Genomic DNA, 13843 nt, shown 5'->3' with positions numbered 1-13843 from the left:
GGTGCAGAGCGGGAGGCCGCGCACCGGGTAGGCGGTCGGCGGCGCCGGCCCCATCATCCTGGTGAGGCGGATGCTCGGCGACCGCGGATTCGACCGGTCATCGCGCGCACGCTCGCGAACGGCTGACCGGGCCTCCCGCCCGGCCGCAAGCCTCGCCGTCTCGCGTGAGGTGCCTACTCTTGTCGCCTCGGCTACGTTCTTTGCGACAAGATTGGGCACTTCACGCCCGCCGGAGGCCGGACCGCCCCCTCAACTCACCCAATCACCCCGCGACACCCATCCACCGCACGCACTTCGCCGTCTCGCGTGAGGTGCCCACTTTTGGCGCTTCGGCTACGTTCTTTGCGGCAAAACTGGGCATTTCACGCCCGCCAGGGCGCCGGGACGCCGGGGGCCGAAACCCGGCTGAAACATCCGTTCCGTAGAATCTGAGCCTGAAACATCTGACTCACGTTGCGGAAGGACCCACAGTGTCGCACCAGATCAACCCCCCGCAGCGGCTGCTCATGGGGCCGGGCCCGATCAACGCCGATCCGCGAGTTCTGCGCGCCATGTCCGCGCAGCTCGTCGGGCAGTACGACCCGGCGATGACCGCGTACATGAACGAGACGATGGAGCTCTACCGGGGCGTCTTCCGCACCGCCAACGCCGCCACGCTCGTGGTCGACGGCACCTCCCGGGCCGGCATCGAGGCCGCCCTGGTCTCGCTCATCGAGCCGGGCGACCGGGTGCTCGTGCCCGTGTTCGGGCGATTCGGGCACCTGCTGCGCGAGATCGCCGAGAGGTGCGGCGCGGAGGTTCACGTGGTCGAACGGGAGTGGGGCACGGTGTTCACCCCAGCCGAGATCGAGCGGGCGATCGTCGAGACGAGGCCGAAGCTCGTCGCGATCGTGCACGGAGACACCTCGACGACGCTCGCCCAGCCGCTCGACGAGCTCGGAGCGATCTGCGCGAAGCACGGGGCGATCCTGTACACGGATGCCACGGCATCCCTCGGCGGCAACGCCTTCGAGGGGGATGCCTGGGGCATCGACGTGGCCACGGCCGGGCTGCAGAAGTGCCTCGCCGGTCCGTCCGGCAGCGCCCCGATCACCCTGTCGGAGCGCGCGGTCGAGGTGGTGAACGCGCGAAAGAGCATCGAGGCGGGCATCCGCTCGGCCGGGGACGCCGTGAGCGCGAGCCCCATCCGCTCCAACTACTTCGACCTCGCGATGATCCTCGACTACTGGGGGCCCAAGCGGCTCAACCACCACACGGAGGCCACCACGATGCTCTACGGCGCGCGCGAGTGCGCCCGGCTGCTCGTGGAGGAGGGGCTGCCCGCGGCGGTGGAGCGCCATCGGCTGCACGGCTCGGCGATGGTCGCCGGGCTGGTGGGGCTCGGGCTCGAGCTCTTCGGCGACCAGGGGGTGCGGATGAACAACGTGGTCGGCGTGGAGATCCCGGCCGGCATCGACGGTGACGCGGCCCGGGCCGCCCTGCTCGCCGACTATGGCATCGAGATCGGCACCTCGTTCGGGCCGCTGCACGGGCGGGTCTGGCGCATCGGCACCATGGGGTACAACGCGCGCCGGGACACGGTGCTCACCACCCTCGCGGCGCTGGAGCAGGTTCTGCGCCGCGGCGGCGTGCCGGTGACGGCCGGCGGCGGCGTCGGAGCGGCGATCGACTTCTACGGCGACGTCTCCCGCGACTTCAACGGCGAGCGATGACGCTCACCACCGCCCAGCTCGCAACGGCCAGGGTGATCCTCGAGCGCTGCGACGAGCTCGCGACCCACAGCTCCCGCGAGTCCGGCATCGAACGGGTCTACCTCTCCGCCGAGCATCGTGCGGTGAACGAGCTCGCGGCCGAGTGGATGCGCGAGGCCGGTCTCACCCCCTGTCAGGACGCGGCGGGCAACCTCTGCGGCCGGATCGAGGGCTCGAGTCCTGGACTGCCCGCGCTGCTGCTCGGCTCCCACCTCGACACCGTGCCGGGCGCCGGGCGCTACGACGGCATCCTCGGCGTGCTCGCGGCGATCGCCGTGGCCTCGCGGGTGCCGGCCGGCGAACTGCCATTCGCGCTCGAGGTCGTGGCGTTCGGCGACGAGGAGGGCACCCGCTTCGGCGCCACCCTGCTCGGCTCCCGCGCCCTCGCGGGCACTTGGCGCCCGGAGTGGGCCGACCTCGTGGACAAGGACGGCATCAGCCTCGGCGACGCGGCGACCGCGTTCGGGCTCGACCCCGAGCTCATCGGCGATGCGGCCCGCGACCCGGCCTCGCTCGTCGGCTACCTCGAGGCGCACATCGAGCAGGGGCCGCTGCTCGAGGACGCCGGGCGAGCCCTCGGAGTCGTCACCTCGATCACGGCCGCGCGCCGCCTGCTCGTGACCCTCACCGGCGAGGCCCGGCACTGCGCGACCCCGTGGAACCTTCGGCACGACGCGCTGCTCGGGGCGAGCGAGGCGATCCTCGCCATCGAGCGGATCGCGCGTGAACAGGGTAGCCCGGCCACGGTCGGGCACATCTCCGTGCAACCGGATGCCGTGAACGTGATCCCGGGCACCGCCGAGTTCAGCCTCGACCTGCGCGACGAGACGGCCGCGGGCCGGGACCACACCTGGCGCGCCATCCTGGCCGAGATCGAGCGCATCGTCGCCGACCGCGGACTGGGCGTCTCCGTCGCCGAGACCCACACGGCCCCGGCGGTGCAGTGCTCTTCCGAGTTGCGCGAGGTGATCCGGGCCGGCATCCGCTGGACGGGGGACGCCGACCCTCTCGAGCTGCACAGCATCGCCGGTCACGACGCGATGGCGATCGCCGCCGTCACGGCGGTCGGCATGCTCTTCGTGCGCTGCCGGGGAGGCATCAGCCACCACGCCGACGAGTCCGTGCTGCTCGAGGATGTGGCCCGTGCCGTGGACGCGCTGCACGCCGCGGTTCTCGCGCGGGCGGCCCAATCGTGACGGCCCAATCGTGACGGCCCAATCGTGACGGCGGGACTCCTCGCCCGAATCGAGCAGGGCTACGGCGGGCTCTCCCCGCAAGAGCAGCGGGCGGCCGACTTCCTGCGCGACCACCTCGCCGACCTCGCCTTCTACAACGCCACCGAGGTCGCGCGCCTCAGCGGGGTGTCGAAGGCCACCGTCAGCCGGCTGTACCGCCGACTCGGGTTCGGCAGTGCCGAGGAGCTGCGGGACCACGTGCGCGGCCTGCGCGCGGCCGGCACGCCCATCGCGCCGGACGCTCCGCCGAGCCTCACCGCCCACATCGACCGGGAGGTGGCCAACCTGCGCGCGGCGCTCGCCTCGCCGCAGCTCGAGCCGGTGGCGGCGCTCATCGCCTCCGCACGGCGGGTGCTCGTGATCGGCCTCCGAAACAGCTACCCGGTGGCCCTGCACCTGCGCCAGCAGCTCGCCCAGGCGCGGGACCGCGTGGAGCTCGCGCCGCTGCCCGGCCAGTCGCTCGGCGAGGAACTCGTGGCCCTGGCGTCGGAGGACGTGGTCGTGCTCGTGGGTTTCCGCCGTCGGCCAGATTCGTTCGCCCGGCTCGTCGCGGCGGTGTCCGCTGCGCCGGCCCGCGCGGTGCTGCTCACGGACTCCACCGGCCGCCGATTCGCCTCCGAGGTCGATCACCTCCTGGAGTGCCCGGTCGACAGCGTCTCGGCCTTCGACAGCTACGCCGCGGCGGCGAGCCTCGTGAGCGTGCTCTCCGCCGCCGTGCTCGCCGCCCGGCCGCGCGAGGGTCGCGACCGGATCGCCGGAATCGGCGCGGCCTACGATCGGCTCGCCGAGCTCGAAGGGGTGTGACCGGGCTCCAACCGGGCACCCTGCCGGGGGAGGTGGGGCGTGAGCGCGGTCAGGCGCGGTCGATGTCGCGGCCGTCGAAGAGGTCGCCGCACTCGACCTCGGTCGCGTCGTGCGCCACGAGGTAGGTGCGCGCGCCCCGGTCGCCGGTGACCTCGGCGCTCACGGCGGCCCAGTGTGCGCGGCCGATGAGCACCGGATGGCCAGGCCGGCCGTCGAAGACGGCCTGGCGCAGCGTCGAGGCGTCCGCATCCTCGCCCAGAACCCGGAGGGCGACGACGAGCGGCAGGTCGGGCAGGTCCACGAGGGTGATGAGCGCGGCCACGGCGCCCGTCTCCGCGGCGGCGGCGAGGCCCACACGCAGCGACTCCGCCATCCCGTCCGCCCAGCGATCCGCCACGACCACCTCGGCCCAGGAGGGCGCGAGCGGCGCCGCCTCGGCCGCGCGGGCGCCGAGCACCGCGATCACCGGGTCACAGCCCGCCGCACGCAGCAGGGTGGCCGCCCGCGCGAGCCACGGCTCGCCGTCCGCGGTGCGCAGCAGCGCCTTGGGGCTGCCGATGCGCGTGCCGGCACCGGCGGCGAGGATGACGCCCGCGATGTCGGGTACTCCGGTCTCGGCCATGGGTAATGTTAGGCAGACCATGATGGAAATCCCCCTGAGTGAACTCCGCGAGAATCTCGCCGCCTGCCTCTCCGTTCAGCGCTGGATCGACGATGTCGTGCGCGAGGCGCCATTCGACGACGTCGCCCAGCTGCTCGCCGCGGCCTACGATGCCGCCACGCCGCTGAGTCCGTCCGAGATCGACGAGGCCATCGCGCATCATCCGCGCATCGGCGAGAAGCCGGAGGGCGAGGGGGCCGCTCAGGCCTTCAGCCGCGGCGAACAGGCCGCCCTGGGCGACGACGAGGGCGAGCTCGCCGCGGCGATCGCCGCGGGCAACCGGGCATACGAGGATCGCTTCGGGCGCGTCTTCATCATCCGTGCGGCCGGACGCACGCGCGCCGAGATTCTCGAAGAACTCGAGCGGCGCCTCGAACTTCCCAACAGCACGGAGCTCGAGATCGTGGGCGAGCAGCTCCGGGAGATCGCCCTCATCCGGCTCGAGAAGATCTACGGGCGGGAGCTCCCGTGAGCCAGGTCACCACCCACGTCCTCGACGCGGCGCTCGGCCGACCGGCCTCGGGGGTGGCCGTGTCGCTGGAGAGCGAGGGCGGCAGCCCGCTCGGCTCCGCGGTGACCGGCGCCGACGGGCGGGCGGGGGAGCTCGCACCGGATGCCCTGCCGGCCGGCCGGTACCGTCTCGTCTTCGACACGGCGGCCTACTTCGCCGCGACGGCCACGCCCACCTTCTACCCGCGAGTGACCATCGACTTCGACCTCGCCGACGCCTCGGCGCACTATCACGTTCCGCTGCTGCTCAGCCCGTTCGGCTACTCGACCTACCGGGGCAGCTGACCTCGGTCACCGCCTTTTCACCACCGTGAGGAGCATGACGGAGTCCTCGACGGCGTCCACCGAGTGTCGCCCGTCCGGCATGATCATCAGGTCGCCGACGGAGCCGTTCCAGGAGACCTCCCCGGAGCGCAGCAGCACCCGACCGACGAGCACCTGCAGGGTCGCCTCTCCCGGGTTCTCATGCTCGGCGAGGCTCTCGCCCGCCCGCAGGGCGATGAGCGTCTGACGGAGCTGATGCTCGTGCCCGCCGAACACAGTGCTCGAGCTTCGCCCGCTCGGGGCATCGAGAGCCTGCGCCAGCTCGTGCCTCGCGAGGGCAATGAGTGAGGACTTCTGCATGTGGTCGCTCCGTTCGCCGGGTGACGCCGGAACGTCACGTTCCCAGTGTGCTCCTCCCGCGGCTCAGTAGTCGGTGCGCGAGTCCTGGGCGAGCCAGGCGTCGAACGGCTCCGGGGCGTTGTCCGGTCGCACGGCCACGACCGGCATCGGCCAGCTCGACCGGTCCCGGCTGAACAGCTCGTAGAATTCGAGGTCGTCGAATCCGCCGCGCGCCGCGTCGTGGCGGTCGGCCGCGAACACGACCCGGTCCACGCGGGCCCAGAGCGCGGCCGAGAGGCAGAGCGGGCACGGCTCGCACGAGGTGTAGAGCGTCGCGCCGGCGAGCGAGAAGTCGCCGACGGCGAGGCACGCGGCGCGGATGGCCACCACCTCCGCGTGAGCGGTCGGGTCGAGCGTGGCGGTCACCCGGTTCTGGCCCTCGGCCAGCAGCACGCCGTCCCTCACGATCAGGGCACCGAACGGACCGCCGCCGTTCGCCACGTTCTCGGTGGCGAGCTCGATCGTGCGGGCCAGCCACGCGGCGTCGGTCTGCGCCGCGGTCATGCGAGACCCGCGGATGCTCGCCAGGCCTCATGCGCATCCGGGGCATCGTCGCGCAGCACGGTCGCCTCGATGAGCCCGTACGGCCGGTCGGCGGCGAAGAACACCTCGCCGGGGTTCTCGAGTCCGAAGGGGGAGAGGTCGACCACGAAGTGGTGCTTGTTGGGCGCGGTCAGCCGCACCTCGGCGATCGAGGGGAAGGCCTCGAGCACGGCCTTGCCCATGTGCCAGAGGGTCTGCTGGAGCGCGAGGGACTGCAGCATGGCGAACTCCCTGATCATGATCGCCTTGACGCCGACGTACACCTCGTCCCACGGCACATCGGTGCTGGTGAACCGCCACTTGGCCACGAGGGAGGTCGCCATCACGCGGTCGTGGGTCTCCGGCAGGGTCGTGTACTCGTTGGTGAGGAAGCCGGCGAACTCGGAGCCGGTGGACTTGAGCAGCACCAGGTCCTTGAAGCCGCCGATCACGTACTCGCCGGTCGCATCGACGGTGACCGCCGCCGTTCGCACCTCCTGCCCGCTGCGGGTCCAGGTGTGGTCGTGCTCGACGCCGTCCACGATCGCACGCTGCCAGGCGTACTCCTCGATCTCGATGCGGGCGCCCTCCACCGGCCCGATGTCGGTCACGAAGTGCCGGGCCAGGTCCAGGCCGAAGTGCTCCATCGAGGAGACCCCCTTCGACCGCGCGAAGGCGTACGCCGTGTTCTTCTGCGTGTCGGTCGGCAGCACACCGGACTGGTCGCCGACGAGGTAGGCCGGATCGAACGGCCCGCGAAGCGCCGTCGTCACGTTGAGGTCGCGGATCTCGTGTCGCGGCCTGTCGCGGTAGATGCGAACGAGCCGCGATTCGGCCTTTCCGTACTGGTGGTCGCCCAGGATTATTGCCATGCCCGATTGTGCCAAATCAATGTGACGGCGATGTTTCCTCAGCGTGCCGACGGGGCTCATCGGCCGGCCTCGATCAGGCGCCCGCCGGGCGCGGCGTCCGGAGCCGTGGACACCGGGTTGCCGGCGAGCCAGGTGCGCCGCACGACACCGTGCAGGCTCGCGCCGTCGTACGCGCTCACCGCGTTCCGGTGCTGCAGGGCCTCGGCGTGCACCGTGAAGGCCTCGTTCGGCGCGAAGGCGACGAGGTCGGCGGCGGCCCCCACGGCGATGCGGCCCTTGCCGGGCAGGCCGACGAGATCCGCCGGACCGGTGGACATCCAGCCGAGCACACGCTCGAGGGGGATGCCGCGGGCCTGTGCCTCGGTCCAGACCGCCGCGAGTCCCACCTGGAGGCCGGCGATGCCGCCCCAGGCGAGGCCGAAGTCGCCGCCGTGGGCGAACTTGAGCGCCGCGGTGCTTGGACTGTGGTCGGTGACGACGATGTTGATGTCGCCGTCGAGCAGGGCCTGCCAGAGCGCGTCGCGGTTGGCGTCGGACCGGATGGGCGGGCAGCACTTGAACTGGGTCGCGGCATCCGGGATCTGCTCGGCCGCGAACGCCAGGTAGTGCGGGCAGGTCTCCACGGTGATCGGCAGCCCCTCGGCACGGGCGGCGCGCAGGGCGGGAAGGGCCAGCGCCGAGGAGAGGTGCAGGATGTGGGCGCGCGCCCCGGTGCGCCGCACCCCGGCGATCACCCGGTCGATCGCCGTGGTCTCCGCCTCGTCCGGGCGGGAGTCGACGAACCGGCCGTAGCCGACCCCTCCCGAGTTGGCGTGCGCGTCGAGCACGGCCGGGTCCTCGGCGTGCACGATGAGCAGGCCGCCGAACTCCGCGATCTCCTCGAGCGCCCTCTCGAGCTGGGCGGCGTCGAGGTGCTCGAACTCGTCGACGCCCGAGGGGGCGAGGAAGGCCTTGAAGCCGAACACTCCGGCGTCGTGCAGGCCCCGGAGGGTTCCGAGGTTCTGTGGAACCGCGCCACCCCAGAAGCCGACGTCCACGATCGCCTGGGGCGCGGCCGAGGCCCGCTTGGTCGCGAGCGCCTCGACCGTGACGGTGGCCGGGATGCTGTTGAGCGGCATGTCGATGATCGTCGTGACGCCGCCGGCGGCCGCGGCCCTCGTGGCCGAGGCGAAGCCCTCCCACTCGGTGCGTCCCGGTTCGTTGACGTGCACGTGCGAGTCGACGAGCCCGGGGATGAGCACCTCGTCGTCGGCGAGGGTGACGACGTCGACGCCCTCGAGCGGAGACTCGCTGATCGCGGCGATCCGGCCGCCGGAGACGCCCACGTCCGCGGGGCGGAACCGCCCGTCGACGAGCACGGTGGTGGACCGCAGGACCAGGTCGAATCGGGGCGCCGAGGGCATCGTCTCATTATCCCGGACTCGGCCGCCCGGCCGGTTCAACCGACGTTCACGATCCGTTCCGCTGTTCGCCTTGCATCGAGAACCAGCGTTCTCTAAGATGGGACAACCAGCTGAGAACGGGCGTTCTCAGGCCTCTACGAAGGGAAGAAAATGTCGTACATCACCGTCGGCCAGGAGAACTCCACGGACATCGAGCTGTACTACGAGGACCACGGATCCGGACAGCCGGTCGTGCTCATCCACGGCTATCCGCTCGACGGGCACTCCTGGGAGCGCCAGACGAAGGCACTTCTCGACGCCGGCTACCGAGTGATCGCCTATGACCGGCGCGGCTTCGGCCAGTCCAGCCAGCCGACCGTGGGCTACGACTACGACACCTTCGCCGCCGACCTCGACGCCGTGCTGACGACCCTCGACCTCACGGATGTCGTGCTCGTCGGATTCTCGATGGGCACCGGAGAGCTGGCCCGCTACGTGGCCAACCACGGCGCCGACCGGGTGGCGAAGCTCGCCTTCCTCGCCTCCCTCGAGCCGTTCCTGCTGCAGACCGACGACAACCCGACCGGCGTTCCCGGCGACGTCTTCGACGGCATCGCCGAGGCGGCATCCGCCGACCGCTTCGCCTGGTTCACCGGCTTCTACCAGAACTTCTACAACCTCGACGAGAACCTCGGCAGCCGCATCAGCGAGGAGGCCGTGCGCAACAGTTGGAACGTCGCGGCGTCGAGCGCGGCCATCGTCGCCGCCGGGGTGGTGCCGAGCTGGATCGAGGACTTCCGCGGCGACGTGGCGAAGGTGCGCGCCTCGGGCACGCCCAGCCTCATCCTGCATGGGACGAGCGACCGGATTCTGCCGATCGACGCGTCGGGACGCGAGTTCCACCGCGTCTTCCCCGAGGCCGAGTACGTGGAGCTGGAGGGCGCCCCGCACGGCCTGCTCTGGACCCACGCCGACGAGGTGAACGCCGCGCTGCTGGCCTTCCTCGCCCAGTAGCTCGTCGCCCCATCCCTCGCGGCGGGGGAAGGCGGCTCGCGGAGGGGGTTACGACGCCCGCCGCGAGACCGTTTCCCCGCCGCCGGGTGCGCTTTCTCCCTCCGCGAGGGCGGCCTAGGCTGGGGCAATGACCCTGCTGGAGTGCCCGAAGCTCATGGAGTACGGCCCGTGCGGCGGGGTCAGGCTCGACGGCAGCTGCGAGGTTTCGCCGCACCCGTGCGTGTTCCTCGAGACGCCGACCGTGCGCTGGCACGGGGGCGCGGAACCCGGTGGGGCGGCGCAACAGTCCGAGGGCGCCGTGCGGATGCGCGGGCTGCTCTCCACCCGCCAGATCGTGGTCGCGGACTTCCCGGCGCGGGCGCTGGATGCCGCCTCGATCGCCGAATGCGCGTCCGCGCTGACCGGCCGGGTGGATGCCGTGCTCGCCGGGGACGCCGGAACCGCGCGCGTGCAGTATTCGCCCTCGTATCGCGCCCACCTCATCCGGAGCGCCGGACTCGACGTCTGGACCGGCCTCAACTGCCGGGACCGCAACGGGGTGGCGATGGAGGGCGAACTCGCCGGCCTCGCCCACGTCGGCGTGTCCGGCGTGCACTGCGTCACCGGCGACCACACCCTCACCGGGTCGCGGCCGGACGCCCGGCCGGTGTTCGACCTCGACTCCACGGAGGCGGCCGCGCTCGCCCGGGCGAGCGGGCACCTCGTGTCGGTCGCGGAGTCGCCGGCCGCCCCGCCGGTGGCCCGCCGCCCGTCCCGGCTTCTCGAGAAGCAGCACGCGGGGGCGGAGCTCTGCTTCGTCAACCACTGCGGAGGCGCGGCGGCCGTCGCGGCGTTCGTCGGGGCCGCGCGGGGCGTCGGCGTCACGATGCGGTTCATCCCCTGCGTACCGATCGTCGTCGACCGGGCCAGCGCGGAACTGCTGCGGAGCTTCACGACGCTCGTGCTCCCCGAGGGCTACCTCGACCGCATCCTCGCCGCCCGCGACCCGTTCGCGCAGGGGGTGGCCTCCGCCGCCGATCTCGCACGATCCCTCCTCGCGATCGACGGAGTGGCGGGGGTGAACCTGTCCGGCGGGGCGGGGCAGGGCCGCGAGGCCTGGTTCGCCGAGGCGCTCGCGCGGATTTCGGATGAGTTGGAGCTGGTGCAATGAGCAACGCGATGTGGGACGAGCGCTACACCGAGGCCGCGGCGGCCGGGTCGACGGTGTGGTCGAAGGGGCCGAACGCCTGGGTCGAGTCGACGGTCGGCGCGCTGCCGCCGGGCAGGGCGGTGGATCTCGCGGCGGGCGAGGGCAGGAACTCCCTGTGGCTCGCCTCCCTCGGCTGGTCGGTGACGGCCGTGGACTTCTCGGCGGCCGGGCTCGCCATCGGCAGGGCGCGGGCCGCGGAGCTCGGCGCGCACGGCGGTGACGGCACCGACATCGACTGGGTGGTCGCCGACGCGACCGAGTGGGTCGCGCCGGAGCCGGTCGACCTCGTGGTGATCGCCTACCTTCAGCTCCCCGCCGCGCAGCTCGCCCGGGCGGTCGCCAACGCGGCGGCGTCGCTCCGGCCGGGCGGCACCCTGTCCATGATCGGCCACGATCGCGAGAATCTCAGCCGAGGCATCGGCGGCCCGCAGAACCCGCTGATCCTGCACGATGTCGCCGAGTTGCGCGCCGCGGCGGCGGGCACCGACCTCGAGGTCGTCGAATGCCGCCAGGTCGAGCGACCGGTGGATGGCGGGGTCGCCATCGACGCCATCCTGCTCGCTCGCAGGCCGTCGGCCTAGCCCGGGAGGTGCGCGACCGTCCAGCCGCCCGAGGTGGCCCGGTACTCGAGGCGTCGGCTCGCCGCCTCCTGGTCACACGTCCAGAAGGTCATCCGGCTCGGACGCACGAGAAAGCCGATCCAGTTGTCCGGCTGCTCGAAGCCCGAGGTGTGGGACTCGGCGAAGGCCGCCCAGCGGGCTCGGCGCTCCTCATCCGGCGCCTGCGCGTACTCGAAGGTGTTGAGCCAGGCGAGCTGCTGCAGGTAGGGCGAACGCGACCGGTAGGCCGCGGCGATCTCCGCCGCCGGAGCCACCTCGGCCCGGCCCTGCACCACGAGCTGGCGGCTGAAGCCCGGCCAGAGGAAGGACAGCGCCACGGCGGGATTGGCGACGATGCTCGCGGCCTTGCGGGACAGCGCGTCGGTGTGGAAGTAGAAGCCCTGCCCGTCGAATTCGGTCAGCAGCACCGTGCGGGCGTCCGGTTCCCCGGACGCCCGCACTGTCGCGAGCGTCATCTGCGGCCGCTCTGGGTCGTCGTTTGCCGGCAGCCACTCGGCCACGAGGGCCCACGGCTCGCTCGGCTCGCTCATGGCTGGTGCCTGAACCCGGCGATCTCGGCGAGGGCCGCGACCCCGTTGGCCACCGCCCGGTCGAAGATTCGCTTTCCCGCCTCCGCGTTCGCGCCGCGCGCATCGCCGATCACGCCCACCGGACCGAAGTCGTTGCTCAGCCAGCCGAAGCTCACCGGGCCGCCGTTGAACTTGATGTGCTCGAGGTCGGCCATGTGATCTGGCACCCAGCGATCGGCCCGCGTCATGTCCACCAGGTCGGGCCGCAGGTGCAGGATCATCGACGTCTCGCCGTGACCGCCGTGGATGCCGAAGCCGCGTTCGTCCGGACCGTCGAAGCCGTCGCCGGCGGTGATCCCGGTGCCCATGAGGAAGGTGCGCAGGCCGAACCGGCGGCGCAGCTCGCGCAATGCCACCTGCAGCAGCGCGATGTTGCCGCCGTGCCCGTTGTAGAACACGAGGGTCTTCGCGGGGGTGGCGGCGACCGAGCGGCCGATGTCCACGACCGTCTGCATGAGCGTGTCCCAGGTGAGCCACACCGTGCCGGGCGCCCAGTGGTGCTCGTCCGACTTCGTGTAGGCGAGGGACGGCAGCAGCCAGACGTCCTGCCCGGCGGACGCCGCGGTCTCGACCACGACGCGGCCGATCATGTCGGCCATGAGGTAGTCGGTCGACAGTGGCAGGTGCGGGCCGTGGTGCTCGATCGCCCCGGTGGGGAGCACGAGGATCGAGTCGGCCGTGAGGGCGGCGGCGGCCGCCGGCCCGGAGAGGTTGACCAGGTCGCGAGAGCTCATGAGACCTTGTCTCCCGTCGCGACGGTGGGAACGCGCAGCTTGCCGGGATTCAACAGGCGCTGCGGGTCGGTCGTCTCGGCAAGCCGAGCCGTGCGCTCGGGCTCGAAGTCCACGAACCACTGGTGCGGATTGTGATACCCGACACCCAGCTCGGTGAGCCTCTCGAAGCCGGCGTACACCTCCTCGGCGCTCGAATATTCTCCGGCGAGCATGCCGATCGGACGGCCGTGCTGGGCCTCGATGTGGAGCATCCCTCCCGGGTACACGGCGTGCACCTCGTCGATGCGGTCGACGAGGGCGTCCCCGCTCACCTCGACGTGGAAGTAGCGGTCGGGGTAGGCCTTCTGCAGCCACTCGATCGGGTGGTTGTACGACATCATGCTGATCTTCATGGTGCTCTGGGCACCCTCGCGGATGTCATCGACGCGACCACCGGCGGCCTCGACGAGCGCGGTCGCGGCCGCCACCGTGCTGAGGTCGAGGATCGCCCGGAGGCTCGCGCGGTCGGCCGGGATTCCCGGGTCCGGCGGGAGCGCGTTGGCAAGCGTCGGGAGGTCGGCCGAGACCAGTCGCGGGGTGGGCTCGAGGCGGCCGATCTCGCGGATCACCGAGAGGGCCTGCTCGAAGGTGTCGAAGCTCGCGAAGAATCCGCGCCAGTCCTGCAGCGGCTCGGTGACGACGGTCGCCCGGGCGATGATGCCCGCGGTGCCGTAGTTGTGCACGTAGGGCTGTGCTGCCTCGCCGGCGACGTGCACGAGCGCGGCGTCGGCCACGGCGTGCACGACGTCGAGCGCCGCGACGAAACCCTGGCTGTTCGAGCCGTGTTTGATCGAGCCGGTGCCGCCCGAGCCGCCGGAGAGGAAGCCGCCGATCGACGAGTTGGCGGTGGACGGGTACATCAGGATCTGCTGGCCGGCCTTGTTCGCGGCCTGCTCGAGCGCCGCCATCGACGCGCCGGCCTCGGCGGTGATGAATCCGTCGCCCACCTCGACGATGGCGCGGGCCCGCGACATGTCCAGCACGAGGCCGTCGGCCATCGGGATGGCCTGGCCGTAGTTGCCGGTGCCCTTGCCCCGCGGGGTGATCGGCACGTCATGGCGAACCGCGGCGGCGACGACCTCGGCGATCTGTTCCGCGCTCGCCGGGTAGGCCACGAGTTCGGCGAGGCCGAGGGGCAGCTGTTCCTTGATGATCGGTGAGAGGTAGGCGCCGTCGGTCGAGGCACGCGCACGCGCCGCCGGCTCGGTGCTCACTCCGCGATCGCCGAGCAGCTCGCGCAGCTCCGCTTCGAGGGACGCAATGGGGGTGTCATTCATG

General features: G+C 71.8%; 16 protein-coding genes. 8 read left to right on the top strand and 8 right to left on the bottom strand.

The window, feature by feature from the left end; translation table 11 throughout:
* Positions 1 to 506: 506 nt before the first annotated feature.
* The 3 genes from ACHZD8_RS05375 to ACHZD8_RS05365 are packed head-to-tail and all read left to right on the top strand — an operon-like array spanning position 507 to position 3790.
* Positions 507 to 1712 (top strand): pyridoxal-phosphate-dependent aminotransferase family protein, encoded by a 1206-nt coding sequence (locus ACHZD8_RS05375; RefSeq protein WP_394769178.1) that lies wholly within the window; start codon positions 507 to 509, stop codon positions 1710 to 1712.
* Entirely contained in the window at positions 1709 to 2947 is a 1239-nt protein-coding gene (locus ACHZD8_RS05370) for an allantoate amidohydrolase (RefSeq protein ID WP_394769132.1), read from the top strand. Before ACHZD8_RS05375 ends, ACHZD8_RS05370 begins: the two co-directional genes overlap by 4 nt.
* Before the next feature lie 24 nt (positions 2948 to 2971).
* Positions 2972 to 3790, top strand: coding sequence for a MurR/RpiR family transcriptional regulator (locus ACHZD8_RS05365; RefSeq protein WP_394769131.1), 819 nt, complete (start codon positions 2972 to 2974; stop codon positions 3788 to 3790).
* 49 nt (positions 3791 to 3839) lie between these two features.
* Here the strand turns inward: ACHZD8_RS05365 and ACHZD8_RS05360 are convergent, their stop codons facing one another.
* Positions 3840 to 4412 carry an NTP transferase domain-containing protein gene (locus ACHZD8_RS05360; RefSeq protein ID WP_394769130.1) on the bottom strand — a complete coding sequence of 191 codons (573 nt, stop codon included), beginning with the start codon at positions 4410 to 4412 and terminating at the stop codon, positions 3840 to 3842.
* A 19-nt stretch (positions 4413 to 4431) separates the two neighbouring features.
* Between ACHZD8_RS05360 and uraD the strand changes: the two genes are divergently transcribed.
* Both uraD and uraH read left to right on the top strand, forming a co-directional pair.
* Positions 4432 to 4923 carry a 2-oxo-4-hydroxy-4-carboxy-5-ureidoimidazoline decarboxylase gene (gene uraD, locus ACHZD8_RS05355; RefSeq protein WP_394769129.1) on the top strand — a complete coding sequence of 164 codons (492 nt, stop codon included), beginning with the start codon at positions 4432 to 4434 and terminating at the stop codon, positions 4921 to 4923.
* The gene (gene uraH / locus ACHZD8_RS05350; protein ID WP_394769128.1) at positions 4920 to 5246 is read left to right on the top strand and encodes a hydroxyisourate hydrolase; all 327 of its coding nucleotides are present in this window, start codon (positions 4920 to 4922) and stop codon (positions 5244 to 5246) included. Before uraD ends, uraH begins: the two co-directional genes overlap by 4 nt.
* Before the next feature lie 6 nt (positions 5247 to 5252).
* Here uraH and ACHZD8_RS05345 read toward each other — a convergent pair whose 3' ends face one another.
* The 4 genes from ACHZD8_RS05345 to allB all read right to left on the bottom strand — a co-directional run bounded on the left by ACHZD8_RS05345 (position 5253) and on the right by allB (position 8421).
* Entirely contained in the window at positions 5253 to 5585 is a 333-nt protein-coding gene (locus tag ACHZD8_RS05345; RefSeq protein ID WP_394769127.1) for a cupin domain-containing protein, read from the bottom strand.
* A gap of 63 nt (positions 5586 to 5648) precedes the next feature.
* Entirely contained in the window at positions 5649 to 6128 is a 480-nt protein-coding gene (locus ACHZD8_RS05340) for a nucleoside deaminase (RefSeq protein WP_394769126.1), read from the bottom strand.
* Positions 6125 to 7018 (bottom strand): factor-independent urate hydroxylase, encoded by an 894-nt coding sequence (gene pucL, locus ACHZD8_RS05335; protein WP_394769125.1) that lies wholly within the window; start codon positions 7016 to 7018, stop codon positions 6125 to 6127. The genes ACHZD8_RS05340 and pucL overlap by 4 nt, the downstream gene beginning before the upstream one ends.
* Before the next feature lie 56 nt (positions 7019 to 7074).
* Positions 7075 to 8421, bottom strand: a complete 1347-nt coding sequence (gene allB / locus ACHZD8_RS05330; protein ID WP_394769124.1) for an allantoinase AllB — start codon at positions 8419 to 8421, stop codon at positions 7075 to 7077.
* A gap of 150 nt (positions 8422 to 8571) precedes the next feature.
* Between allB and ACHZD8_RS05325 the strand changes: the two genes are divergently transcribed.
* The 3 genes from ACHZD8_RS05325 to ACHZD8_RS05315 all read left to right on the top strand — a co-directional run bounded on the left by ACHZD8_RS05325 (position 8572) and on the right by ACHZD8_RS05315 (position 11184).
* On the top strand, positions 8572 to 9414 hold the full coding sequence (locus ACHZD8_RS05325; protein WP_394769123.1) for an alpha/beta fold hydrolase: 843 nt from the start codon (positions 8572 to 8574) through the stop codon (positions 9412 to 9414).
* A 127-nt stretch (positions 9415 to 9541) separates the two neighbouring features.
* The gene (locus ACHZD8_RS05320; protein WP_394769122.1) at positions 9542 to 10564 is read left to right on the top strand and encodes a methylenetetrahydrofolate reductase C-terminal domain-containing protein; all 1023 of its coding nucleotides are present in this window, start codon (positions 9542 to 9544) and stop codon (positions 10562 to 10564) included.
* Positions 10561 to 11184 carry a class I SAM-dependent methyltransferase gene (locus ACHZD8_RS05315; protein WP_394769121.1) on the top strand — a complete coding sequence of 208 codons (624 nt, stop codon included), beginning with the start codon at positions 10561 to 10563 and terminating at the stop codon, positions 11182 to 11184. Before ACHZD8_RS05320 ends, ACHZD8_RS05315 begins: the two co-directional genes overlap by 4 nt.
* Here the strand turns inward: ACHZD8_RS05315 and ACHZD8_RS05310 are convergent.
* From ACHZD8_RS05310 to ACHZD8_RS05300, 3 genes are read right to left on the bottom strand one after another with little or no spacing between them, the layout of a single operon-like run.
* Positions 11181 to 11753: a pyridoxamine 5'-phosphate oxidase family protein gene (locus ACHZD8_RS05310; RefSeq protein WP_394769120.1), complete on the bottom strand. Its 573-nt coding sequence runs from the start codon at positions 11751 to 11753 to the stop codon at positions 11181 to 11183. The two genes, ACHZD8_RS05315 and ACHZD8_RS05310, sit on opposite strands and share 4 nt — an antisense overlap.
* A complete protein-coding gene (locus ACHZD8_RS05305; RefSeq protein ID WP_394769119.1) occupies positions 11750 to 12526 on the bottom strand; it encodes a creatininase family protein in 777 nt (258 codons plus the stop codon). The genes ACHZD8_RS05310 and ACHZD8_RS05305 overlap by 4 nt, the downstream gene beginning before the upstream one ends.
* The gene (locus ACHZD8_RS05300) at positions 12523 to 13842 is read right to left on the bottom strand and encodes an FAD-binding oxidoreductase (protein WP_394769118.1); all 1320 of its coding nucleotides are present in this window, start codon (positions 13840 to 13842) and stop codon (positions 12523 to 12525) included. The genes ACHZD8_RS05305 and ACHZD8_RS05300 overlap by 4 nt, the downstream gene beginning before the upstream one ends.
* Position 13843 lies beyond the last annotated feature (1 nt).

Origin of the sequence: Lacisediminihabitans sp., from assembly GCF_043726815.1 — a bacterium.
Taxonomy (GTDB): domain Bacteria; phylum Actinomycetota; class Actinomycetes; order Actinomycetales; family Microbacteriaceae; genus Lacisediminihabitans.
Note: the sequence above shows the minus strand (reverse complement) of the source record. Positions and strands in the feature narration are given on the sequence as shown.

What these genes read in the sequence shown, in the direction of transcription:
- ACHZD8_RS05340 (WP_394769126.1), bottom strand. Translation starts at nt 6,128, where the DNA reads ATGACCGCGGCGCAGACCGACGCCGCGTGGCTGGCCCGCACGATCGAG.
- ACHZD8_RS05360 (WP_394769130.1), bottom strand. Translation starts at nt 4,412, where the DNA reads ATGGCCGAGACCGGAGTACCCGACATCGCGGGCGTCATCCTCGCCGCC.
- ACHZD8_RS05370 (WP_394769132.1), top strand. Translation starts at nt 1,709, where the DNA reads ATGACGCTCACCACCGCCCAGCTCGCAACGGCCAGGGTGATCCTCGAG.
- uraD (WP_394769129.1), top strand. Translation starts at nt 4,432, where the DNA reads ATGATGGAAATCCCCCTGAGTGAACTCCGCGAGAATCTCGCCGCCTGC.
- ACHZD8_RS05300 (WP_394769118.1), bottom strand. Translation starts at nt 13,842, where the DNA reads ATGAATGACACCCCCATTGCGTCCCTCGAAGCGGAGCTGCGCGAGCTG.
- pucL (WP_394769125.1), bottom strand. Translation starts at nt 7,018, where the DNA reads ATGGCAATAATCCTGGGCGACCACCAGTACGGAAAGGCCGAATCGCGG.
- ACHZD8_RS05325 (WP_394769123.1), top strand. Translation starts at nt 8,572, where the DNA reads ATGTCGTACATCACCGTCGGCCAGGAGAACTCCACGGACATCGAGCTG.
- ACHZD8_RS05310 (WP_394769120.1), bottom strand. Translation starts at nt 11,753, where the DNA reads ATGAGCGAGCCGAGCGAGCCGTGGGCCCTCGTGGCCGAGTGGCTGCCG.
- ACHZD8_RS05305 (WP_394769119.1), bottom strand. Translation starts at nt 12,526, where the DNA reads ATGAGCTCTCGCGACCTGGTCAACCTCTCCGGGCCGGCGGCCGCCGCC.
- ACHZD8_RS05345 (WP_394769127.1), bottom strand. Translation starts at nt 5,585, where the DNA reads ATGCAGAAGTCCTCACTCATTGCCCTCGCGAGGCACGAGCTGGCGCAG.
- ACHZD8_RS05320 (WP_394769122.1), top strand. Translation starts at nt 9,542, where the DNA reads ATGACCCTGCTGGAGTGCCCGAAGCTCATGGAGTACGGCCCGTGCGGC.
- ACHZD8_RS05375 (WP_394769178.1), top strand. Translation starts at nt 507, where the DNA reads ATGGGGCCGGGCCCGATCAACGCCGATCCGCGAGTTCTGCGCGCCATG.
- ACHZD8_RS05315 (WP_394769121.1), top strand. Translation starts at nt 10,561, where the DNA reads ATGAGCAACGCGATGTGGGACGAGCGCTACACCGAGGCCGCGGCGGCC.
- allB (WP_394769124.1), bottom strand. Translation starts at nt 8,421, where the DNA reads ATGCCCTCGGCGCCCCGATTCGACCTGGTCCTGCGGTCCACCACCGTG.